General features: G+C 38.8%; 25 protein-coding genes. 18 read left to right on the forward strand and 7 right to left on the reverse strand.

Annotated elements, in window-relative coordinates:
* Positions 1-148: 148 nt before the first annotated feature.
* Genes AAW12_RS09530 through AAW12_RS09545 form a run of 4 tightly spaced genes read right to left on the reverse strand, consistent with a single transcriptional unit; the run spans position 149 to position 3,629 of the window.
* Positions 149-958: a phosphate ABC transporter ATP-binding protein gene (locus AAW12_RS09530; protein WP_046673379.1), complete on the reverse strand. Its 810-nt coding sequence runs from the start codon at positions 956-958 to the stop codon at positions 149-151.
* Positions 916-1,767: a PstA family ABC transporter permease gene (locus AAW12_RS09535; RefSeq protein ID WP_046673380.1), complete on the reverse strand. Its 852-nt coding sequence runs from the start codon at positions 1,765-1,767 to the stop codon at positions 916-918. The genes AAW12_RS09530 and AAW12_RS09535 overlap by 43 nt, the downstream gene beginning before the upstream one ends.
* Positions 1,760-2,656, reverse strand: coding sequence for a phosphate ABC transporter permease subunit PstC (pstC, locus tag AAW12_RS09540; protein ID WP_046673381.1), 897 nt, complete (start codon positions 2,654-2,656; stop codon positions 1,760-1,762). The genes AAW12_RS09535 and pstC overlap by 8 nt, the downstream gene beginning before the upstream one ends.
* A 1-nt stretch (position 2,657) precedes the next feature.
* Positions 2,658-3,629 (reverse strand): PstS family phosphate ABC transporter substrate-binding protein, encoded by a 972-nt coding sequence (locus AAW12_RS09545; protein ID WP_046673382.1) that lies wholly within the window; start codon positions 3,627-3,629, stop codon positions 2,658-2,660.
* A 145-nt stretch (positions 3,630-3,774) separates the two neighbouring features.
* Between AAW12_RS09545 and AAW12_RS09550 the strand changes: the two genes are divergently transcribed.
* The 9 genes from AAW12_RS09550 (at position 3,775) to AAW12_RS09590 (ending at position 12,676) form a co-directional block, all read left to right on the forward strand.
* Positions 3,775-5,880 (forward strand): HEPN domain-containing protein, encoded by a 2,106-nt coding sequence (locus AAW12_RS09550; protein ID WP_046673383.1) that lies wholly within the window; start codon positions 3,775-3,777, stop codon positions 5,878-5,880.
* A gap of 12 nt (positions 5,881-5,892) precedes the next feature.
* Positions 5,893-6,651, forward strand: coding sequence for a uroporphyrinogen-III C-methyltransferase (cobA, locus tag AAW12_RS09555; protein ID WP_046673384.1), 759 nt, complete (start codon positions 5,893-5,895; stop codon positions 6,649-6,651).
* Between the two features lie 2 nt (positions 6,652-6,653).
* Positions 6,654-7,232, forward strand: a complete 579-nt coding sequence (locus tag AAW12_RS09560) for a bifunctional precorrin-2 dehydrogenase/sirohydrochlorin ferrochelatase (protein ID WP_046673385.1) — start codon at positions 6,654-6,656, stop codon at positions 7,230-7,232.
* The gene (locus AAW12_RS09565; RefSeq protein ID WP_046673386.1) at positions 7,222-7,923 is read left to right on the forward strand and encodes a phosphoadenylyl-sulfate reductase; all 702 of its coding nucleotides are present in this window, start codon (positions 7,222-7,224) and stop codon (positions 7,921-7,923) included. The genes AAW12_RS09560 and AAW12_RS09565 overlap by 11 nt, the downstream gene beginning before the upstream one ends.
* Positions 7,924-7,977: 54 nt before the next feature.
* The gene (cysD, locus tag AAW12_RS09570; protein ID WP_046673387.1) at positions 7,978-8,868 is read left to right on the forward strand and encodes a sulfate adenylyltransferase subunit CysD; all 891 of its coding nucleotides are present in this window, start codon (positions 7,978-7,980) and stop codon (positions 8,866-8,868) included.
* Positions 8,869-8,897: 29 nt separating this feature from the next.
* Positions 8,898-10,142: a sulfate adenylyltransferase subunit 1 gene (locus AAW12_RS09575; RefSeq protein WP_046673388.1), complete on the forward strand. Its 1,245-nt coding sequence runs from the start codon at positions 8,898-8,900 to the stop codon at positions 10,140-10,142.
* A 511-nt stretch (positions 10,143-10,653) separates the two neighbouring features.
* Positions 10,654-11,985 carry an NADP-specific glutamate dehydrogenase gene (gene gdhA / locus AAW12_RS09580; protein WP_046673389.1) on the forward strand — a complete coding sequence of 444 codons (1,332 nt, stop codon included), beginning with the start codon at positions 10,654-10,656 and terminating at the stop codon, positions 11,983-11,985.
* A gap of 102 nt (positions 11,986-12,087) precedes the next feature.
* Entirely contained in the window at positions 12,088-12,333 is a 246-nt protein-coding gene (locus AAW12_RS09585; RefSeq protein ID WP_046673390.1) for a hypothetical protein, read from the forward strand.
* Between the two features lie 7 nt (positions 12,334-12,340).
* Complete coding sequence (locus tag AAW12_RS09590) at positions 12,341-12,676, forward strand: hypothetical protein (RefSeq protein ID WP_231585243.1); 336 nt, start codon at positions 12,341-12,343, stop codon at positions 12,674-12,676.
* A gap of 28 nt (positions 12,677-12,704) precedes the next feature.
* Here AAW12_RS09590 and AAW12_RS09595 read toward each other — a convergent pair whose 3' ends face one another.
* The 3 genes from AAW12_RS09595 to AAW12_RS09605 all read right to left on the reverse strand — a co-directional run bounded on the left by AAW12_RS09595 (position 12,705) and on the right by AAW12_RS09605 (position 16,586).
* Positions 12,705-13,361 carry an MgtC/SapB family protein gene (locus tag AAW12_RS09595; RefSeq protein ID WP_046673391.1) on the reverse strand — a complete coding sequence of 219 codons (657 nt, stop codon included), beginning with the start codon at positions 13,359-13,361 and terminating at the stop codon, positions 12,705-12,707.
* A gap of 63 nt (positions 13,362-13,424) precedes the next feature.
* Positions 13,425-15,794, reverse strand: a complete 2,370-nt coding sequence (locus tag AAW12_RS09600) for an endonuclease MutS2 (protein ID WP_046673392.1) — start codon at positions 15,792-15,794, stop codon at positions 13,425-13,427.
* Between the two features lie 21 nt (positions 15,795-15,815).
* On the reverse strand, positions 15,816-16,586 hold the full coding sequence (locus AAW12_RS09605) for a DUF4296 domain-containing protein (RefSeq protein WP_046673393.1): 771 nt from the start codon (positions 16,584-16,586) through the stop codon (positions 15,816-15,818).
* A 73-nt stretch (positions 16,587-16,659) separates the two neighbouring features.
* On the opposite strand from AAW12_RS09605, the gene AAW12_RS09610 reads away from it, so the two are divergent.
* The 9 genes from AAW12_RS09610 to AAW12_RS09650 are packed head-to-tail and all read left to right on the forward strand — an operon-like array spanning position 16,660 to position 24,087.
* Positions 16,660-17,352: a YggS family pyridoxal phosphate-dependent enzyme gene (locus AAW12_RS09610; RefSeq protein ID WP_046673394.1), complete on the forward strand. Its 693-nt coding sequence runs from the start codon at positions 16,660-16,662 to the stop codon at positions 17,350-17,352.
* A complete protein-coding gene (locus AAW12_RS09615) occupies positions 17,345-17,797 on the forward strand; it encodes a GNAT family N-acetyltransferase (protein ID WP_046673395.1) in 453 nt (150 codons plus the stop codon). Before AAW12_RS09610 ends, AAW12_RS09615 begins: the two co-directional genes overlap by 8 nt.
* Positions 17,798-17,818: 21 nt before the next feature.
* A complete protein-coding gene (locus tag AAW12_RS09620) occupies positions 17,819-18,610 on the forward strand; it encodes a DUF3298 and DUF4163 domain-containing protein (RefSeq protein WP_046673396.1) in 792 nt (263 codons plus the stop codon).
* A gap of 23 nt (positions 18,611-18,633) precedes the next feature.
* Positions 18,634-19,896 (forward strand): aspartate kinase, encoded by a 1,263-nt coding sequence (locus AAW12_RS09625; RefSeq protein WP_046673397.1) that lies wholly within the window; start codon positions 18,634-18,636, stop codon positions 19,894-19,896.
* Positions 19,897-21,084, forward strand: coding sequence for a THUMP-like domain-containing protein (locus AAW12_RS09630; RefSeq protein ID WP_046673398.1), 1,188 nt, complete (start codon positions 19,897-19,899; stop codon positions 21,082-21,084).
* A gap of 46 nt (positions 21,085-21,130) precedes the next feature.
* Complete coding sequence (locus tag AAW12_RS09635; RefSeq protein WP_046673399.1) at positions 21,131-22,120, forward strand: LLM class flavin-dependent oxidoreductase; 990 nt, start codon at positions 21,131-21,133, stop codon at positions 22,118-22,120.
* Between the two features lie 58 nt (positions 22,121-22,178).
* Entirely contained in the window at positions 22,179-22,991 is an 813-nt protein-coding gene (locus AAW12_RS09640; RefSeq protein ID WP_046673400.1) for a hypothetical protein, read from the forward strand.
* Between the two features lie 11 nt (positions 22,992-23,002).
* Positions 23,003-23,659: a DUF1345 domain-containing protein gene (locus tag AAW12_RS09645; protein WP_046673401.1), complete on the forward strand. Its 657-nt coding sequence runs from the start codon at positions 23,003-23,005 to the stop codon at positions 23,657-23,659.
* A gap of 44 nt (positions 23,660-23,703) precedes the next feature.
* Positions 23,704-24,087, forward strand: a complete 384-nt coding sequence (locus AAW12_RS09650) for a hypothetical protein (protein WP_156167605.1) — start codon at positions 23,704-23,706, stop codon at positions 24,085-24,087.
* The last annotated feature ends 65 nt before the right edge of the window (positions 24,088-24,152 follow it).

Genomic DNA, 24,152 nt, shown 5'->3' on the forward strand with positions numbered 1-24,152 from the left:
CTAATGTTTATCCCAACAAAGCAATCGTCTTCACAATTATAGGGAAGATATCCCACAGTAGAAATTAAGCCTTTGGCTTATTCTTTTTATCAGCCAATCCTTATCGCTTTCCCATAAACCTAATCCAGTGTCGATGTTTCTTAAGCTTCTAGGAAATAAATCCTTTTACATACTGTTTTGTGATTTCATTCTGCGGATTCAATAAAACCTGTTCCGTCGGTCCAAACTCAAGAATTTCTCCACCATAGACAAACAGAATATAGTCAGACACCCGTCTTGCCTGCCGTAAAATATGCGTTACCAATACGATGGTATAATCTTTCTTCAATTCAATTAGTAATTCCTCAATTTTAGCAGTTGAAAGCGGATCTAACGCTGATGTCGATTCATCTCCAAGTATAATCTCAGGTTCTACAGCCAAACCTCTTGCAAGACAAAGCCTTTGCTGCTGACCGATGGACAATCCGCTAGCCGAATGTCCGAGACGGTCCTTGACTTCGTCCCATAACGCCACATTTCGCAATTGCGTTTCCACAATTCTGTCCAACTCCTTTTTGCTTCGAGTACCATGTATGCGAGGACCGTAAGCCACATTATCATAGATCGACATTGGTAAAGGATAAGGTTTTTGGGATAAAAGTCCCATTTTCTTACGGATATGTGTTACTTCAGCATTTCTACCATAAATATCCTCACCATTAACAAGTACAGATCCCGTTATTTCAACCCCCTTGGTATCATCTACTAATCTATTGAGTGTCTTTAAAAGCGTCGTCTTTCCGCAACCTGAAGGACCAATAATCGAAGTTACACTATTGTTAGGAAGGGCGAGATTAATATTTTTAAGTATATGTCGGCCGTCAATATAGACATTAAGATCCTTGATTTCAATGTGGGGATTGCTCAAAGGACTTATTATCGACGATTTTTTTGTTTCGATTGAAGGATATGAGTGCATACTACAATAATTAAAATAATGATTGTTAAAACTAAAGCTGAAGCATAAGCGCGCCCCTGAACTTCAGGAATAGGACTACTTAGCTGAAAAAAAATGGACAATGGCAACGTTGCCGCTGGTTCATCAATATATTTTGGAAGATTGTCACTAAAACCTGTTGTCAATAAAACGCCCGCAACATCACCAATAGCACGCCCAAAAGCAAGCAAAATCGCGGTAAGAAGCCCTGATCGGATGCTTCTTAGCATGACCTTAGCCAATTCCCAGCGTGTGGTCCCAAGGGAAAGAGTGACATTCTTTAAATCGTCAGGAATTGTTTTTATCAATTCATCAACCGTGCGAACCACAATTGGAATGGTTAACAGTGTCACTGTAATAATTCCCCCCAATAACGATGCTCGAATACCTAAATAAACCATAATACCAAAACCAACCGCTCCATAAACAATAGAAGGAACACCATACAAGACATCAAACAACAATTTAGCAAGCTGTGTCACTTTTGATTTCGCCCCCAAATAAACGTTAAGGTACAACGAAATCGGAATACCTATAATTGCGGACAAGGCTGTCGCTACACCTGCTAGATAGAGGGAGCCCAAGATTGCGTTCAAAATCCCACCTTCCTTTCCAATATAAAATCCACCTTTTGGCAACTGGCTAACCATCTCCCAACTGAGATAAGGAAGCCCTTTATACAAGATGGTTCCTACGATAAAAAACAAGGAAGCAGTCACGGTTATCCCAGAGAGATGCATAAAACCTTTCGCTACTTTTTCACTCAATAACCGTCTTTTTGTATTATCCATGCTGAGCTCCTTCCAGTCGTCTCAATATAAGACGAGATATTAAATTAAAAACAAATATGATCACAAACAGCAACAACGCAGAGAACATTAGCGCAGATTCATAAAGTGGAATTGACATCATTTCCCCGAAATTATTGGCTATTAATGCTGGAATTGGGTATCCGGCATCAAATACCGAAGTAGGGACTTTTGCAACGTTGCCACAGACCATCAATACCGCTATTGTTTCACCAAATGCCCTCGATGTTGACAAAACGATTGCAGCAACAATGCCAGGTCTAGCCTTCTTCAGAATAACATGCTTAATGGTATCCCATTTTGTTGCACCTAAAGATAGCGAAGCCGCTTTTAGCTCATAAGGTATCGTTTGCAGCACCTCCACCATAATGGAAATCATAATGGGAAAGATCATCACTGCCAATACAATTCCACCGGCAAGCACTGAATATCCCGATGTAACAACCCCAAAGATGGGAGCGATATACAGCTGAATTAAAGGTACAATAAACAATACCCCCCAAACACCATAGAGAACCGGGGGTATCGCGGCTAAAATATTGACCAACGGAAACATCATATTTTTTAAGGCATCCGAAGCATATTCAGTCAAATAAACCGCAGTCAGTATACAAAGCGGAATCGCAATAACAAGAGAAATCAAGGTAACAGCAAGCGTACCTGCAATAAAAGGCAAAAAGCCAAACGATCCTTTCATTGGTGACCAAACCTTGTCGGTTAACAGTTGAAAGATATTACTGTATTCAAATAACGGAATCGATTTTATAGTTAAGCCAACCGCAATAATCACCACAACCGAAAGTGAAATCAGCAGCAGGAGCAAGGTGGATCGCTTGACCAGAGTATCTTTAACGAGACGGGTATTTAGCATGCTATAACTTATTAAGTTCTTCTTTTATCAATGTTTCATCTAGTGGGACATAGCCATTCTCAAGGAGTTGCGATTGGGCCTGTTTTTGAAGCACAAAAGAAATAAATTCCTTCAAGAGAAGGGATTCGGTCTTATTGCGCGTTACAAAGGTTAGCTCTCTTGAGGGTGGAGCTGGGTATTTTCCTGTAGCGACGGCCTCTGTCAAATTAGATAGAGTACCATAAAACTGCTCATCATCCTCAATGTGCCCATTTTTATTGAGATCCAAAGGAACAACCGCAATACGATCAAACACGTTATTGGTTTTCAGATTATAGACGTAGTTAATGTTATTGAATCCAATCCCGTGAGTATCATCTTTAATGGCCTGAGCAATCCCAGGGTCACCAAAAATGCCAATACCTTGCAGATCCTCCTGCTTATGACCAAAAAATTTAGCCCATGTTTCAGCCGCTCCTGCAGCATCCGAACGTACATACACGTTGATAGGATCCGCCGTAAACTGAGGATCAATTTCTTTCCAGGTCTTAAACTTTCTATTTACAAAAATATTCAGCAATTCTTCGCGGCTCAGACCACGCTTCAAAATAGCGGAATAATTAGGGTTACCAGGATTAATCGTACAGATAACAGCGTCTTTAGCAACAATAACTGGAACAGCCCCTTTTTTTATTTCCTGCTCGTGTAGGTCTCTCGATACCATTCCGATATCAACCATACCTGTCAGAACATCGGCGATTCCTTTTCCAGCACCTCCAGCTGAAATATTGAAGCGAACATTTGGATGTATTTTTTTAAAATCTTCGCTCCAAACTACAGCTAAAGGATAAAGGGCAAAGGCACCGGACAAAGAAATATTACCTTCAAAACCATGTTCCTTACTATAACCATTTTTGACTTTTGGCGCACAGGAAGTCATTTTAAATACGATTACATAGCTTAAAATCAAGATTATAAAAAACTTTCTCATCATTACACCTAAAAGTCTACAGGTTTTATATATTAAATTTTATAGGGCAAATATATATTAATTTGGTAGATATTATAGAATATTAAAAAAATATTTTTACATTTGACATCGAGAAAAGAATACTAAATCAATAGATTTTATTTGTTATATGCAAAGCTTCCGCACAGAATTAGAAAATCCTATCGTGGAGAAGGAAATTATAGAACTTGAAAAAAAGATTCGATTGTTCCACGAGGGCAAAATTGCCGACGAGAAATTTAGATCGTTGCGTTTGGCTAGGGGGGTATATGGACAAAGACAACCTGGAGTTCAAATGGTTCGTATAAAACTTCCATTTGGAAAGGTTACGTTTAAGCAATTGAACAAAATTGCAGCAATATCAGACGAATACGCAAGCCGTAATCTGCACCTGACCACACGTCAAGATATACAGATTCATTACGTTAGTCTTGACCGTACACCAGAACTTTGGTCCAAATTGGCTGAAGACGATATTACATTACGCGAAGCTTGTGGAAATACAGTCCGTAATGTCACCGCTTCCCCAAGCTCGGGAATCGATCCAAAGGAACCTTTTGATGTTTCGCCATATGCTCAGGCGACCTTTGAATATTTTTTGCGCAATCCAGTATGTGCGGAAATGGGACGAAAATTCAAAATGTCATTTTCTGCCAGTGATGAAGACACTGCGTTTTCCTATATTCATGACCTTGGTTTTATTCCAAAACTAAAAATTGTTGATGGTGTGGAAATTCGTGGTTTTAAAGTGTTATTGGGTGGGGGATTGGGATCTCAGCCTTTCTTAGCATCAGTGACAAGCGAGTTTTTACCAGAAGATGAATTGATCCCTTATATCGAAGCGACACTTCGTGTCTTTGATCGTTATGGTGAAAGAAATAACCGAAATAAAGCTCGATTCAAATACCTTATTCAGAAACTAGGGTTAGAGGAAGTGCTAAGTTTAATTGAAGCCGAGAAAATCGCCACGAAGGTGAAAAGCTATCCGATCGACCGAACCAAAATCGAACAGCCAATACCACCGGACGACAATCAGCTATCAACGATTAATCTAGATAGTGATCTAAACTATCAAGTTTGGAAGGGCACCAATACATTCGAACAAAAACAAAAAGGATATTACGGTGTCTATGTGCGGGTATCCACCGGTGATATAGGTACAGATAAAGCACGCGCGTTGGTTGCAGGTCTGAAGGATTTGGTCGCGGACGATATCCGTATCACACAAAACCAAAGCCTACTGCTAAAATACGCAACAGAAAAGTCACTGCCACATATTTATCAACTACTTAAATCGTTGGATCTAGCGCAGGTAGGTTTTGATAGTACTGCTGATGTAACAACTTGCCCTGGTACGGATACCTGTAATCTAGGCATCTCAAACAGTACTGAAATGGCGCGGGTTATCGAATCTTATATCGCCGAATTTCATCAGGATTTTGTCTTTAATCGGGATTTAAAAATAAAAATTTCGGGTTGTATGAATTCTTGTGGCCAACATGGTCTGGCACATATCGGCTTTCATGGTAGTTCGGTTAAAGCGGAGGGCAAAGTGGTCCCTGCAGCCCAAGTTATGCTTGGCGGCGGGACAATTGGTAATGGTGAAGGACGTGTTGCCGAGCGTATTATTAAAGTGCCGACAAAAAGAGTCTTGCATGTTGTAGAATGGGTGCTGAATGATTATAAAAAAAATGCTGAAGCAAATGAAAACTTCCATGCTTACTACGACAGACAAAGTAAAAATTACTTTTATAATCTTTTAAAGCCTCTATCGGATTTGACCAATCTTGCTGAGGACGAATTTGTCGACTGGGGACATGAAGGAACTTTCCAAACGGCAATCGGAGTTGGCGAGTGTGCAGGTGTCGTGATTGACTTGGTTGCTACGTTGATCTATGAGGCGGAAGAAAAGTTACAATGGGCAAATGAAACATTTCAGGAATCCAAATTCTCGGATGCGATTTATCACGCTTATAATGCCTTTGTACAAGCAGCAAAAGCCCTACTATTGGATAAAGGGATTAGCGCCAGCACACAAAATATCGTAATCAACGAATTCCAAACACATTTCGTGGAAACAGGTGAATATAATTTTGACCAAACGTTTCCAGAATTAGTTCTACAGATTAGTAAAAATGAACCAACGGAGCATTTTGCAATCAACTACCTTCAGGAAGCAACGAAGTTTATCAATGAAGTCTATCAACGGAAAAATTTAAAACCAGTATTGGTATAGGAGGGAATAGGTATGTCAATAAAAGCAAAAGTAACATTGGTAGGAGCAGGCCCCGGTGATCCGGATCTGATCAGCCTAAAGGGCATCAAAGCAATAGAAAAAGCAGATGTCATTTTATACGACGCCTTGGTGAATGATGAACTACTGGATTATGCACAGGCTGAATGCATCAAGATATATGTTGGAAAACGAGCCGAACAAATCTCTACTTCACAGGATGAAATCAATCGCCTTTTGGTGGATTATGCCTTAAACTATGGACATGTTGTACGTCTAAAAGGTGGTGATCCATTTGTTTTTGGCCGTGGTGGCGAAGAAATTGACTACGTACAGCAATATGGTATTGAAACTACCGTTGTGCCAGGTATTTCCTCCGCAATTGGACTTACCGGACTACAACAACTTCCATTAACTTACCGGGGAATCAGTGAGAGCTTTTGGGTCATCACAGGCTCCAAATCGGACGGTTCACTTTCAACAGATCTTTATCTGGCGGCAGAATCCAAGGCCACTGTCGTTGTCTTGATGGGCTACGGAAAATTGGCAGAGATCGTGGAAATCTACCGCCAAAGAAATCTTCATAATTTACCAATAGCCTTGATTCAAAATGGTTCATTGCCTAATGAAAAAGTTGTACTAGGTACTATCGATAATATTCTTGATGAATCAAAAGAGAAAAGGGTCGGTGTCCCAGCGATTATTGTAATCGGCGAGGTCGTTGCCAAGCATCGTTCATTCCAACACATTAAAGAAAAAGCTTTAGCTTTATAGATATGAACCAGCTATTTCCAATATTCGTCAAATTGAATCAAATTGACACCTTACTTGTTGGGGGCGGGAAAGTTGCATTGGAAAAATTTCAAGCTTTAATTTCCAATGATGAGGGATTAAAACTGACCATTGTGACTCGGGAAATCATCCCGGAATTTAAGGAGTTATTACAAAATTACACACAAATTCGGCTCCACATTCGTCCGTTTAGACCAGACGACCTTACGGACAAACAACTTGTTATTGCAGCAACCAATAACATGGAGCTCAACGAGCAGCTGCGTAATTTAACCAGGCAAAATAACATACTGTTTAATGCCGCGGACAAACCCGAATTATGCGACTTCTACCTGGGGTCCATCGTAAAGAAAGGCGACTTGAAAATAGCTATTTCCACCAATGGCAAATCACCGACGATTGCCAAAAGGGTGAAGGAACTATTGAATGACTTGTTACCGGAGGAAATTGACGAAACACTATCACTCATGAGTGCTTATCGAGAGCAGCTCCGAGGAGATTTTGAATACAAAGTAAAGCAGTTGAACGAGCATACAAAAAATATATTACGTTATGAACGTTAAGGAAATTAAAGAAATTATTGGCGAAAAAAAAGGAGTGGAGCTCTTACAAACAATAGCCTCACTATTTCCTAATGAGGTAGTTTTTTCAACCTCTTTCGGTATTGAGGATCAAGTAATCACGGAATGGATCGGTAAAAATAATATTAATATCGAAATATTTACGCTGGATACTGGACGGCTATTCAAAGAGACCTATTCCCTTTGGAGCCGCACCTTAGAGCGTTATCAGTTGAGTATCAAAACATATACTGCGGATACAACATCGTTGGAAGATTTTATCAGCAGAAAAGGTCCAAACTCCTTTTATGAGTCGGTTGAGAATCGGAAGGAATGTTGTAGGATAAGGAAAATTGAACCTTTACAACGCGCGATTAAAGGGAAAAAAATTTGGGTAACGGGCATCCGATCAGATCAATCCATCAATCGCCACGACATGGACTTTATCGAATACGATGAAACAAACCAAATCATCAAAATCCATCCTTTATTTGACTGGACTTTTGAGGAAGTTAAAAATTATTGTAAAGAGCAATATATCCCGTACAATGTGCTACACGACAAGGGTTTCCCAAGTATCGGTTGTCAACCTTGTACAAGAGCAATACAAGAAGGAGAGGACTTCCGCGCTGGTAGATGGTGGTGGGAAGATCAAAGTAAAAAAGAATGTGGTTTGCACGCCGTTAAATCATAAAATAACGAAGTAGAAACCCAAATTCATTAAAATCAAATTTTATTATTTCAGAGAATGGACTATTTAGATCATTTAGAAGCGGAAGCAATATATATTTTAAGGGAGGTAGCCGGACAATTTGAAAAACCAGCGCTATTATTCTCTGGTGGTAAGGACTCCATTACACTTGTTCACCTAGCAAAAAAAGCATTTAGACCTGGTAAATTTCCTTTTCCACTAGTTCATATTGACACTGGTCACAATTTTCCCGAGACAATTACTTTCAGGGATTCATTGATTAAAGACATAGGAGAAAAACTTATCGTTGGTTATGTTCAAGACAGCATTGATCAAGGAAAAGTCGTTGAGCAAAAAGGAAAAAATGCAAGTCGGAACGCCTTGCAAACAGTTACCTTACTCGATACAATCGCTAAACATGGTTTTGATGCCTGTATCGGTGGCGCACGTCGGGACGAAGAAAAAGCGCGTGCTAAGGAAAGAATCTTCTCCGTGCGTGATGAATTTGGACAATGGGATCCGAAACGCCAAAGACCTGAGCTGTGGAGCATCTTTAATGGCAAAATAAACAAAGGCGAAAATGTACGGGTGTTTCCTATTTCAAACTGGACTGAGCTCGATGTTTGGAACTATATTAAACGTGAACAGATTGCATTGCCATCGATTTATTTCAGCCATGAGCGGGATGTTATTACCCGCAATGGGCAACTGATGGCTGCTGCCTCATTCTTAAATATCGATGCTGATGATATCATAGAACGCAAATCTGTACGTTTCAGAACTGTAGGCGACATGACCTGTACAGCAGCCGTAGATTCAACAGCAACGGAGCTAGATGATATTATCGCCGAAATCAAGGCTTCAACAGTAAGTGAACGTGGCGCTAGAATGGACGATAAGGTATCGGAAGCAGCCATGGAAGAGCGTAAAAAACAAGGATACTTTTAATTCAAATCACATACCTGATATTGACAACAATGAATATATTGAAATTTATAACGGCCGGTTCTGTAGATGATGGTAAAAGTACCTTGATTGGCCGATTACTATATGATACAAACTCCATTTTGGACGACCAATTGGAAGCTATACAGCGTGCCAACCGGAAAAATGACGATGGGACGGTAGACTTGGCCATATTGACTGATGGACTTAAAGCTGAACGTGAACAAGGCATAACAATTGATGTAGCCTATAAATATTTCCAGACTGAACACCGAAAATATATTATAGCCGATGCTCCAGGACATATCCAATACACCAGAAACATGGTAACTGGAGCTTCCAATTCAGATCTCATAATCATTCTGGTTGATGCACGCAAAGGCGTAATAGAGCAAACAAAACGTCATTCTTTCATAGCCAAATTATTGGCCATGAAACAAGTTTTGGTCTGCATAAACAAGATGGATATGGTCGATTATAGCGCTTCTGTTTTCGAACAGATCAAGGCTGATTATTTAACTTTAGCTAACAATCTCGGACTTAAGGATATTGATTTCATACCTGTTTCAGCCTTAAAAGGAGACAATATTGTCCATAAGTCCGAAAGAATGAGCTGGTATGCAGGCGAATCCTTATTGGATTACCTGGAAAATGTAGAAATTCACGAACAGGAAGCAGCCAGTTGGAGGTTTCCCGTCCAATGGGTTGTAAGACCACAAACCGATGATTTACACGACTATAGAGGTTATGCAGGTCGAGTACTAGGAGAGGGGCTCACGGTTGGTGACCAGGTTATTGTTTATCCAGCAGAAACATATAGCACAATTCAAGCGATTGAATTAAACGGGCAACAACTTCAACGGGCTGAAAACGGACAATCTGTCATTGTACACCTCAGTGACGATGTCGACATTAGTCGCGGCGATACCATTGCAAGTGTAGAACAGCCGCCAAAGTTTGAGCGCAATATTCAAGCAAACTTATGTTGGTTCGACAATAAACCTTTGGATACTGCGCAAGTTTATCTTGTCCAAAGCCACAGTAAATTAACCAAGGTTAAGATTTTAGATGTGTTATACAAATTTGATATCAATACACAGGAAAAAATATATAATGATCCAATCAAACTAAATGATATTGGTCGAATAGCCATTAAGTCCGCTGAGAATCTAGTATTTGATCTGCAGCAGGAAAATCCGGCAAATTCTCAAGCGATTGTTATTGATCCACGGACAAATCTAACCGTTGGTGCTTTAATGATTCAGGCAGTCGATTAATATTTTTTTTAAACGTAAATATTCAACCTAAATATTTTTCAAGGAACTCAAGCAATATCTGGGTTCCTTTTTTTATGAAGTTTAGCTTATAATACCAAAGAACCAGGTTGATATAGATCAACTGTAAAATAGGGTACGTCCGGTAATTCATTATTTAACATAATATTTATTATAAATACTATATAAGAGAAAAATAGGGGTTTGGTATATTTATCAAATAATCGGAAAAAACTATCAACTATTAAATATTTATCAATGATCATCAGTATTTACAGTTATTTTGTAAAAAACGAAAATGCTTCTATTTTTTTAATAATAACTCGAATAAAATACTGTTATATGTTCATTTTTCCTTCATTTCTCTCTTAATTAATCGGTTTTGAATAATTATAATAAAATATGAAATTTCATCAAAACACATTAATAATTGTAAATAATTAACAAATATTGGTTTTTCGTTAAAAATTATATAAATTAGTGCCAGCCAAAGGGAAATTTTACTAATTAAAACATGTCAAAAAACTTTAACGAGTTCATTTCAATCGTTGAGAAACGTAATCCAAATGAACCAGAATTCTTACAAGCTGTAAAGGAAGTTACTGAGGATTTATTTCCTTATATCACTGAAAATCATCCCGATTTTTTCGACCAAAAAATTCTTGAGAGACTTACTGAACCTGAGCGTATTATATCTTTTCGCGTAACATGGTTGGATGATAACCACCAAGTACAGGTAAATCGTGGCTATCGTGTTCAAATGAACAGTTCAATCGGCCCATATAAAGGTGGTCTCCGCTTCGCTCCTTCTGTTAACCAAAGTATTTTAAAATTCCTCGCTTTTGAGCAAGTATTTAAAAATAGCTTAACAGGACTACCAATTGGTGGTGGTAAAGGGGGGGCTGATTTTGACCCTAAAGGTAAATCAGACAATGAAATTATGCGTTTTTGTCAAAGCTTTATGACCGAACTTTATCGTCATATTGGCGCGGATACAGACGTTCCTGCGGGCGACATTGGCGTTGGCGGACGCGAAATAGGCTTCTTATTTGGTCAATTTAAACGACTTCAAAACAATTTTACAGGTGTTCTAACAGGTAAAGGTGAATTATGGGGTGGATCATATATTCGTCCTGAAGCGACCGGTTATGGGCTCCTATATTTTGTTGACTGTATCTTCAAATATCAGGGAAAATCTTTACAAGGTAAAGTAGCTACAGTATCTGGTGCTGGCAACGTAGCCTTTTACGCTGTTGAAAAAGCCGTTCAACTTGGAGCCAAAGTAATTACGGTATCAAATAGTCTGGGTACACTTTATGACCCCGATGGTTTTGACGCTGAAAAAATGGCATTTGGGGCTACTTTGGGAAGAAACCTCGATCAGTACCCAGCGCGCTATCCGAACGCCCAATTCTTACCTGGTCAAAAGCCATGGCAGTTTAAGTGTGATATCGCATTGCCGTGTGCAACACAAAATGAATTAGAAGAATCGGATGCTAAAGCGCTTGTTGCAAATGGTTGTACGTGCGTAGCTGAAGGCGCCAATATGCCTTCTACTGCTGAAGCTATTAAAGTTTTTCTAGACGCAAAAATTAGTTTTGCGCCTGGTAAAGCTGCGAATGCTGGTGGTGTTGCTGTCAGCGGTTTGGAAATGTCTCAAAACTCAATCCGTACACAATGGTGTACAGAAGAAGTTGACAATCGCTTAAAAACCATTATGGAAAGCATTCACGAAACTTGTTTGAAATATGGTCAAGACAGTGGATTTGTTAATTATTTGAAAGGTGCCAATATTGGTGGTTTTATAAAAGTCGCTAACGCGATGAAAGCACAAGGTATCGTATAACACGCCTTTTTCTAATCATATCATAATCCTGAGCGCTCAAATGCATTGCATTTGGGCGTTTTTTTATACTTTTATGCTAATTTTAAAAAACACGAAATTTACATGAGATTAATAGCTGAACTCCCCCATCCCGATTGCAAGATTTCAATCTTTGGTATGAATCAAAAATTCATTATTAAATTTGAACAAGGAAACTTAGAACAATCCTATAAAATCGCAGAAATGGATATAATTGGCGGTGTAAATGGTGTCTTTGATTTACTTGACGAAGAATTTCTGAAAAGTGTGATCGACCAATTCGCATTGATGCGCCAATCTTTTAATAGTGCTTACAGTAGATACGAATAAGAAAGCCATGCTGAACTATATATATTTTGTGGCATTTTGGGCCTGTCAAATTATTTCATCTATCCTGTTTAAACTTGGCGGGATACATCCAAAATATAAATGGACTACTTTAATTATTGGAAACATTATTCTTTTATCAGCAAGTTGGTTTCTTGTGCAGTTATTTAAGAATGTCTCTCAACCTATCGTAATTGCCCTATGTTCAGGCGGTACATTCTTGACAGTCCAATTGGCGATGGCGCTATATTTTAAAAGTTCATTGAGCTGGCAGCAGGTACTGGGTATGTTTGTCATTATTTCAGGCATGGTTTTGATAACTTTCGGGGGTAAAGAAACGACCTAAGCTACCATGTGGTTAGTTATAGATGTGTTTATTTGTTATAGTAAAACTCATCTATAACTAATGAGCCTGCCAATTGTTGGTTAAAACGATCTAAATCAGTCATTTTACCAGAAATATCATACATAACTTCCAACTTTCCATTGATCTTTTCAATAACACGCCTGGTAGCTTTAATCTTAAAATCCAATGCCAATTGTTCAAACTCATGTAAGTGATAAAACTCATTGGAACTAAATTTTACATGTAGAGAACGAACTAGGTAATAACGAGCCAGAAGAATTTCGATCCGCTGAAAAAGCGCGAGTATTACTACCATAAAAACAGCAAAGGAAATCGCATAAACCAGTTGCCCCAATCCGGCAAACATGCCTATACCAGCTGTCGCCCAAATAACGGCCGCTGTTGTGAGACCACTGACCGATAGTTTGCCCTTAAAGATCACACCAGCACCAATAAAGCCTATACCAGTCACAATATTTGCAGCAACGCGATCAGTACTATTGCCAATAAACAAACAGGAAACAATCGTAAACATTGCCGAACCGAAACAAATAAGCACTACCGTCCGAAATCCAGCAGATTTATTCCTATACTCACGTTCAAAACCAATTAAACTGCCACACAGAATTGAAGTGAAAGCGTTTAACAAAGGCTCACTAGTCAAAAAGTTAATGATATTCTCCATGCCGAACTTTACAGAAAGATTAAACACGGAGCTTCGAACATGCTCAGCTCCATGCAATTTAGACTATAGATAAGCGTAAGTTATACCATCGCCCCCACGATCTTGGTGTTCATCCTCAAAACGACTTACATGGCTATATTTACGAAGGTAGTCGCGAATAAATTTGCGCAAAATACCATCACCTTTACCATGAATAATTTTTAAGGACGGGTAACCTATCATGACGGCCCGATCCAGAACACGTTCTAATTCATGCAGTGCGTCTTCTGTGCGCATGCCTCTTAAATCAAGTTCTGGCTTGAAATCAGCTACACTACTAGAAGATAATGATTTTGATAGACTTTTTGCAGACTTCTTCCCTTCCCGTCCCTCGAGTTTAATCACATTCTTTCGCTTTTGAACAGTACGCAGTTCACCCATGGCAAGAATAAGGTTGTTCTTCGCAATTTCGACAATCTGCGCTTCAGCTCCATTATCAATAATTTGCACCCAATCCCCAATATTTAATACAGTGGATTCCGGTGTTTTCTCTTTGACGATTTGTTTTACTGGTTTTTGCTCTTTGGGAAGAACAGCTTGAAGTGCCTTATCCAAATTGCTGCGCAACTCACGAGTTTTCTCCTTATCCGCTTTTGCAGATTTGATCTGCGCTACCGTATTTTCGATTAGCTTGTTCGAACTTTTAATAATTTGCTGCGCCTCCTCTTTCGCCTTCTTCAAAATTACACGCTTATTTTCTTCTAAATAACTTTGTAATTCCAAATAATCCGATTTAATTGACTCCAGTTCCTTTTCACGCTTATTAATAGCAACTTTTGTATCAAACACCTCCTTCTTTTCTCGCTCAAGATCGATCAATAATGTATCTACCTTCTTCTGCTGAACACCAATTTTACTTTTAGCAGACTCCAAAATATCCTTACCTAATCCTATTTTCTGTGCGATTTCAAAAGCATAAGAGCTTCCTGGCTTACCAATTTGTAGGATATACATCGGTTTCATTTCGCGATTATCAAATAACATTGAAGCATTTTCCAGACCTGTAGTATTGCTGGCAAAAACTTTGAGATTTGAATAGTGGGTGGTCACAACTCCCCTGATTTGTTTTTTGTTAAGGGATTCCAATACAGCCTCAGCAATAGGTCCGCCAAACAAAGGGTCGGTACCGGTTCCAAACTCATCGATCAGTACCAAAGTACGTCCATTTGCAAATTCCGTAAAATATTTCATTTTGGACAGATGCGCACTGTAGGTACTTAAGTCACTTTCAATGGATTGATCATCCCCTATATCTGCAAATATCTGCTTAAAAACACCGACTTTACTTGTTGGTTCCGCTGGTATTAATAAGCCCGATTGCACCATGATTTGCAAAAGACCAACCGTTTTCATACACACAGATTTCCCACCAGCATTCGGCCCCGATACAACAATAATACGTTGAATATGATCAATTTGAATGTTCAATGGAACAACAGTATGATGCTGATTCAGCAATAGAAGCGGATGTCGACCATTGACCAAATTAATCTCAGCCTCCTTCGATAATTCAGGCATTTCTGCCTCAATATCCAAGGCAAAAAGTGCTTTCGCTCGCACAAAATCTACTTTGGTTAATAGGCTGTGATAGGAAAGCAAGAGCGGAATATGTGGCCGGACCTTGTCCGTTAGTTCGACTAAAATACGGATGACCTCACGCCTACGTTCAAACTCTAGGTCCCTAATTTTATTATTTAACTGAAATACTTCTTCAGGCTCTATATAAGCAGTTTGTCCCGTAGCGGACTCATCATGAATCAAACCTTTGAGCTTTCTTTTATTTTCCGCAAGAATAGGAATACAGAGCCTTCCATCCCGTATGGTCAAATTCCCATCCGCTGTCCATCCGCTGTCCTGTGCGCTCTTAAAGATACTATTGATACGTTTTAGGGCCTCCTGTTCTGCGCGTTGAATTTGTTGGGTTATTTCCAAAAGTAATCGGGAAGCATTATTTTTAAGCTTTCCACGCTCGTCAATGACCATTTCGATATCGCGAATAATCCCCTTCTCGATCGGTAAATGCTCAAACAATACCTCTAAATTGGGATAGAGACCTTCCCGTTCATTAAAATAGCGGATAATAGCGTAAACAGTCTTGAGGGATAACAATACCCGAAAGAATTCATCTTCAAATAAGAACGCGCCCTCCACCCGAGCTTTCTCAATAATGGATTTAAGCGGAAAGAAATTTTCAACTGGAAATGCGCCATCATTCATCAGAAGATCCTTAAACTCGCTGGTCTGTCTTAGAAATCGGTCGATTTGGTCAAACCGGGTTTGAGGTTGAATTTTTTCAACTAATTCACGCCCAGATTCGCTTAGGCATTTTTGTTTTATTTTATCTTTTATCTCGGAAAACCCGAGTTTATCAATTGCATTTATTGGATATACCATAGAAATTATATTCTTTGATGGTTAAAGTTCCGTCGGTGGCTTGATGTGCCGCGGCGGCGTAAGAATTGGTCTTTTTTCCAATTCATTTGTTGGTAATTGTGGCTCCACATGGTTTTGTGTCACAACAGTATCCTTGACTGAAGTACCAGGTGTTTTCAGTTGGGAAGTCGTGTCTTTCTGTAAAGAAGGCGATTCAATTGGTAAATTTGAATTACCGACCGACAATTGATTCATGAGATAAGTGTTCATGCTCATACCGGTCTTTGTTTGAAAGTCGGTATTAAACAAGGAAGAAGCTTCTCTAAAGTTGAATTTCGCCTTATTTGGCAGATAATGGACAAGTGCTGCAATTCGTTCCTGATACGCCTGCTGTGCACGCATAACGCGATTGGTGCTATCTTGAATACGCATATTCTGGATTGAATCGCGCGTTCGAATTGAATCTTGTTTTTTCCGTTCTATATCGGCGTAAATCTTATTTTCCTTCGTTAAATTATCCCCCACTTTTTTATATATCGCAGACATCACTTCAGCATCCTTACCATAATAGTCTAAGTTCTTTCGAAAGGAAATCGAATCCAATCCATATTTATCAAAGGTCACTTGATACAAAGGCAACATCACTTTACGTGCGCTATCAATGGGTAAAATATTAAGATAGGAGTCTGTCAGTTGAATTTCGGTCAATGCATCCACAAACTTACCTTGGGAGATAATATCTTTCTCCCCAGTTCCGATACAAGAACCAAATAAAAAAATCACTGCAAGTAGATTCAGTATTAATCGTAGCATTTTGTAGTTTTGTACAAATTTACAAAAAGCACCGACATTTGGCACTTTTTACATCATCAAAACTATATCGGAAATGAGTATTGCTAGTAATTTAGAAGCGTTAAGATTGGAAACCGAGGCTGTTGGCGTACAACTTGTAGCAGTTTCAAAAACAAAATCCAATTCGGACATTATGGAAGCCTACGAGGCGGGACAGCGTATATTTGGTGAAAATCATGTTCAAGAATTAGTCGAAAAAGCCGCTCTTTTACCTAATGATATTCAGTGGCATATGATTGGTCACCTTCAAACAAATAAGGTCAAATATATTGCACCATTCGTGAGCTTAATTGCGTCAGTTGATTCTTTAAAATTATTAAAGGAAATTAACAAACATGCGCAGAAAGCGAACCGCACAATCGACTGTTTGCTGCAAGTATATATTGCAGAAGAAGAAACAAAATTCGGTTTCGACCATGCTGAACTAATCGAACTTCTTCGCGACGACGAGTTTCTTGAATTAAAAAATATTCGGATCTGTGGCTTAATGGGCATAGCATCCAATACAGATAATGAAAAGGTAATTAAAGCCGAATTTTATGAGTTAAAAATGTTATTCGATGGAATTAAGGTAAGTTTCTACCGGAAGGAAGAGTATTTTAATATCCTATCCATGGGAATGTCTTCAGACTATAAGTTAGCGATTGAAGAAGGTTCGACAATGGTACGGATTGGAAGCACAATATTTGGCAAAAGAGTAATCAAACACTTCAAAAACAATGATTAAAACAACGATACGAGAGGCAATTGAAAGTGATTGCACCCAAATGCTTGAGCTAATTAAAGAATTAGCTATTTTTGAAAAAGCACCGGACGAGGTCACCGTGTCGCTTGAAGAATTTAAAGATGCAGGATTTGGAAAGAATCCCGTTTGGGGTGCATTTGTTGCCGAAGTGGATGGCGAAATTGTCGGAATTTCATTATATTATGTCCGATATTCAACCTGGAAAGGTAGAAGACTCTATTTGGAAGATTTGATTGTTACCGAAAGAATGCGAGGTTTAGGGATAGGCAAGCTGCTTTTTGATAAAACTTTAGCTTACGGCAAACAGTGTGGATTTCATGGCATGGTGTGGCAGGTCCTCGATTGGAATGAGCCAGCTATAAAGTTTTATGAAAAATATAAAGCAAACTTCGATGCCGAATGGATTAATGTGTCAATCACGTATTAAATAACGAGAATCATCAATTCAATGCGATTTTACTTTTTTTTAATAGTATTATTTATTAGCTGCGTTCTGTCCGCTTGCAGTGACCACAAAAAGGCCGCTATAGCGAAACAGCCCACAGACACACTTTCCTATAATCAAAAAATCATCGATGAGCATAGCAATTATTTTCTAAAAGAAGATGATCGCTTGGACACAACTTATTTTCGCGCAAAATACCCGATTTTCCGAGAAAATAAAATCAATACCCTCATATCAAGTATCGTTCATCTTGAAGGCGACACAAGCATGGCAGATGCAGCACATCGTTTTATAAATTCATACAACGAATATGTGGAAGACAATAATGGCAAATCTACATCAACCTGGAGTCGGGATCTACAGATTGATGTGATCGTCAATACACCTGTTTTCTTGGGTATAAGAACCAAACAAGAGGAATATACTGGTGGAGCGCATGGGGACCATTTCACGCTGTACTCCAATTTTGATCGTCAATCTAACAGTGCAATTACAATCAATGATATCATTCAGGAAGAGAACAAAAATAAATTCGTTCAAATCGCCGAGCAATACTTCCGTAAGCAAGAAGGATTAAGTGCTGATGATTCCCTAAATGGAAAGTACTTTTTTGAAGACGGTAAATTTTCTTTGGCCGATAACTTCACTTTTGAAAAAAACGACATCCTCTTTTACTACAACGTATACGAAATCAAATCTTATGCTGAAGGAAATACTGAATTACGTATTCCCTATACAACATTTAAACATCTGATTTCAGAAAAAGGATTACACTATATTAATAGTATCAACTAGCAATCAACTAAACTAATAAATAAATGCAGGTTTTTAAATTTGGGGGTGCATCAGTAAAAGATGCTGAAAGTGTCAGAAATTCGGCGCGGATTATTTCTAAATACAAAGGCGACGCCTTGTTAGTCGTCATATCCGCCATGGGAAAGACAACGAACCTTCTAGAGAAATTGACCAAAGAATATTTTAACAACACGGGGAATCAATTTCACACACTCGAAGAGGCGAAAGCATTTCACTTTCAAATTCTTCAAGAATTATTTCCTGAAGCTGAACATCCTATATTTGATGAGATTTCCAACTGCTTTGTGGAGATCGAGTGGATTTTAGAGGAAGAACCTCAAGATTCATATGATTATCTTTTCGATCAAATTGTTTCGATGGGTGAACTTATCTCCACCAAGATTGTTGCAGCCTACGTTGCGTTCATTGGTGAAAAGGTAAAATGGCTAGATGCACGAGATTACATATTTACGGACAACACCTATCGCGAAGCTGTCGTAGACTGGAACAAAACAGAAGAAAAAATCCGTGCCGAACTGCCAGCCATCCTAGACGAGTTTATTGTGATTACACAGGGTTTTTTAGGTTCTACCTCTGAAAATTTCACAACTACTTTGGGCCGTGAAGGTTCCGATTACTCTGCGGCAATTTTTGCTTCTTGTCTAAATGCCGAAAATGTAACTATATGGAAAGACGTTCCAGGTGTACTTAATGCGGATCCGAAGTGGTTTGAGAAAACCGAGTTGATTCCTGAGCTATCTTATACCGATGCTATCGAGCTTACCTATTATGGGGCTACGGTTATTCACCCGAAAACAATCAAGCCGCTTCAGAATAAAAAGATCGCATTAAATGTGCGATCGTTTGTAGACCCTGACTCACCTGGAACAATGATAAAGAGTACAAACCAAACTTTACCTGTGCCCTCCTTCATCTTTAAGGTGAACCAGATTTTTATTTCCATCTCCCCGAGGGATTTCTCATTTATCGTTGAAGACAATCTGAGAGACATCTTCAACCTATTTCATGAACATCGTATTAAAATTAATATGATGCATAATACGGCGATCAACTTTACGGTTTCCGTCGATGATACTGGAAAAAATCTAGTTGACTTAATTAACGAACTAGAGCAAAAATTCAAAGTCAGGTATGAATCTGGGCTAGAACTCATTACAATCCGTTATTATAATCAAGAAACCATTGATCGCGTTTTGGTTGATAAAGAAGTTATTAGCGAACTAAAGGATACCTATACTTGCCAACTTCTCGTTAAGAAAATATAAATGAACACATTAATCCTTCAAGAGGAGGCTCAACAGTTTTTAGAACGAAACAAACTGGAGTCTCCGACTAAAATCGCTTTAAAAAAATCTCCTTTTGAAGGAATATCATCTTCCGAGCTCGCAGCACAACTCGATGGTAGACAACGGGCGAGCGGCAAAATTCCACTATGGGCCGAAACAGCAGGGATTTACTTCCCCACCAAACTCAATCTCGAACAATGTTCTTCCGAGAAAACCGGATTATTTAAAAGTTCACTCATCGAAAACAACAGCCATTTAATTGATGCTACCAGTGGCTTCGGTGTTGATAGCTTTTACTTCTCTAAACGGGCAAAGCAAGTAACATCCTGCGAACTCAATCCCGAACTCGCAGCGATCACCCAACATAATGCAAAGATACTGAAAGCAGAAAATCTTCAGATCATTGCGGTAAATGGAGTTGAATATATACTAAACGATCCAAACAGAAGATTTGATTATATCTATTTGGATCCTTCTAGAAGGGTTCAAAACAAAAAAGTGTTTCTACTTGATGAATGTGAGCCTAATTTGGTTGCCTTGCAGGATGAATTTTTCAAACATGCCAACAAAATAATAAGTAAGCTAGCTCCACTATTGGATATTTCTGCAGCAATACACATGCTGCAACATGTTAAGGACGTTTATGTCGTCTCTTTGCAAAATGACTGCAAAGAACTTATCTTCGTGCAGGAGAAAGGATACGAAGCTGAACCTTGCATCCACGCGGTCAGGTTATATCAAGAACAACAGCAGATTATATCTTTCACTTACGAAAATGAACGTGCAATTTCAAATGACTACAGTAGGCCGCTATCCTATTTATACGAACCGGATGTAGCTCTTTCCAAAGCCGGAGCATTTAAGACTATTGCCGAAGTATTCAAGGTAAAAAAACTCCATAAAAACACCCATCTCTACACCTCCGATCAAAAGATCGAAAATTTTCCCGGTAAAACATTCATCATCAAACAGGTGGAATCATTTGCAGATTTTAAGAAAAATAAAAGAGCATTGAATTCCGATATCATCGCCAAAAATTTTCCCTTGAAGACCGAAGAGATCAAAAAGAAATTTAAAATCAAAGACGCTGGTGACTCGTTCACATTTTTCACGACAACCGTGAATGATCAATTTAGTGTCATACATACACAACGTATTTTAGAATAGACATTTTCATTACAATTGTCGAATAACTTCTCCGTAATTTTAATGCATGGATAAAATAGCGTTATCAGCATTGGACTTGGCTCCGATCAAAAAAGGAGAGAATACAGCAAGCGCGTTGGCTCGCACCGTAAAAATAGCCCAACATGTAGAAAAATTAGATTTTGAAAGGATATGGGTTGCCGAACATCATAATATGGAATATATTGCCAGTTCAGCAACCTCACTCCTCATACAACATATCGCATCAAATACCAGTTCTATTCGCGTGGGTTCTGGTGGGATTATGTTACCAAATCACGCTCCTTTAGTTATTGCAGAGCAATTTGGAACATTAGAAACCTTGTTCCCCGGGCGTATTGACCTCGGTTTGGGACGTGCACCGGGCACTGATCAATTGACCGCAATGGCTTTGCGCAGAAACAACTTGAATACAGCCTTTCAGTTTCCGCAAGAGGTAAAAGACTTACAGCGCTACTTCAGTGGAGACAACTACGACGCAAAAGTACGTGCATTTCCAGGAGAAGGATTGGACATCCCACTCTATATCCTCGGGTCAAGTACTGATAGTGCCTATTTAGCTGCTAGCTTAGGTCTTCCCTATGCTTTTGCAACGCATTTTGCTCCGGCACAGTTTGCCTCAGCAAGCATGATCTATCATCGAAATTTTGTTCCTTCCAATGCATTGGAGAAACCATATTTCATTTCCTGTGTCAATGTTATCGCCGCCGATAGTACGGAAGAAGCCAATTTCTTAGCAACAAGCTTCTATAATCTATTCGCTGGTATTGTGACAAATACCAGAAGACCACTTTCAGAACCTACTCAAGAAGTTATCTACAAAGGCATTCCCGCGATAGAGCAAGCTGTGCAAAGTATGGCTTCCTGTGCATTTATTGGGGATGGCCCTAAAATCCTTCCGGAAATAGAAAAATTCGTTAACGATCACAAAGTGGACGAGATCATGGCGACTTCCTATATCTTTGATGATGAAAAGTGTCTCCATTCATTATCATTGTTGAAAGAAATACTTGCTTAAGAATCCAAACTACTTTATATACGGTGAATTTTATATATTTAAGCAAAATTCACCGTATATGAATATTTTTTTTTCCTTCAGCCTGATATTGGGTTTGCTCTCCCTGCAGGCATGTTCAAACCAGACAACAAAACAACAGCAAGATCGACCTGATAAAAAAATAGTATCAGACAGTTTAGCGGTATCGACTGTGGATGACACAACATCTTCTATTTACCAAAAAGCAGACCCTGCTAAAGGTCAGATTTTCCTTGTTCGTAGTTACCGTATCTGGGAAAAGGAAGATCCAACGGTTATCTTAAATAAAGAATGGTATGATCTTTACGAAGAAAGTGGACAATATTACTTGGCAAAGGCGGACTATGTGATTAAAGATGGTTTTGACGAGTGTGCTCAGGTACCGTCTAAGAGTGTCGAATCACGCAGAAATTCATTGTTATTCTTGAAGTTAAGCGGACTTAAGCCTGGTCTTATTGAACATGTCAAAATAAATCAGGCCGAAATCTGGCCAAAAGAATCTGTACAGTATACTTTTAAAAACCAAAAAGTTAACCTCAAAGCAGTGGGTGATATTAGATCGACTGAAGTGCAAACCGACGAAAACGGTCACGAGAAAGTATTTCATGAGGTTGCCAATTATAAACTCAACTATAGCCCAACTAACGGAGATAAAGAAAAGACAATTTTTCAGGTAGATCAATATGACCATGTATTTATGAGGACATTATTTGTTGGAGATATTGACCGGGATGGCGCGCTGGATTTTATTTTTTCCAATCCAAGGAATTATGAGGAAGAGGCGCTATTACTGCTGCTTTCCAATCATGGCAATCCATTGATTTTTGATGCAGAAGAACAGTTTGATTGTTAATACAACGTGCAATGGAAAAAATAAACTATTACCTACATCGAATGCAATCCATTCATAGGGCAATGATTTCGGTCTGTATTTTTTTATTGATCTACTTCATCTCTCCCGTTAAAACCATCCCCCTGCTCAATTTGATGTTGTGCTGGTTTGGTTTTTGTCTTTCCTACGTTTCTATATCTTGGTATACATTCTACACCACACCTATTTCTACCATTGCGCACAAAGCGCAGCAAGAAGATGGTAGCCGTCTCTTTGTGTCCCTTTTGATCATTTTGGTAACCATTGGCTGTTTTATTTCCGTATTAATGATTATTATATCAAGTAAGGATAAACAGCTCAATGATGCCTATATTATTATTATTTGTATGCTGGCCATGTTGGCTTCATGGATATTGGTTCACACCATATACACCTTTCATTATGCGCGATTATACTACGAACATCACGCAAATGGAGCTGGACTGGAGTTTCCAGGAGATGACCATCCAGATTATTTAGATTTTGCTTATTTTTCATTTGTGATGGGCTGTACCTTTCAAGTATCTGATGTGGAAATATCGTCAAAAAAAATAAGAAGAGTAGCATTATTTCATGGCCTCCTCTCCTTTGCCTTAAATACGTTTGTCGTTGCATTGACCATTAACATCATTTCTGGCTTAATCAATTGAGATTTTGGGCAAAAAAGCTTATTTTAGCACAAAAAAATACACACATGAAGTTGTTTAAGTCTTTGGTCTTGTCCGTTTTATTCGTTATCTTATTTGTCGCGTGTAAAAAAAATGAAAATACTGGCGGTGCTGCGGACGCTTCGGGCAGCTTTATCGGTCGTGTTAAATACCAAGGGAATTCCATTGAAGTGGACCGGGATAATCGCCTGATACGCGTGCTGCGTGATGGTACCGATACCTATAAAATTGAGTTTTTCACAGGCATCCCAAATATCACAGGCGTTCGATTTGATAAAACCAATGATAGTACTTGGACCTCCACCGATACAACAGAATTAAAAATAGTAACAATTACCGGAAAATTATTAGCGATTAACTACCAATCCAATAGTCAGAGCTGGAATGTTACGGATGCAGTACGTAAATAATAATCAATCTAAATTGTCATATTAACTTCATTTTCTGTTTGAAAATTATCGCTTTCTCCCTATAT

This window comes from Sphingobacterium sp. Ag1 (assembly GCF_000988325.1).
Classification (GTDB): domain Bacteria; phylum Bacteroidota; class Bacteroidia; order Sphingobacteriales; family Sphingobacteriaceae; genus Sphingobacterium.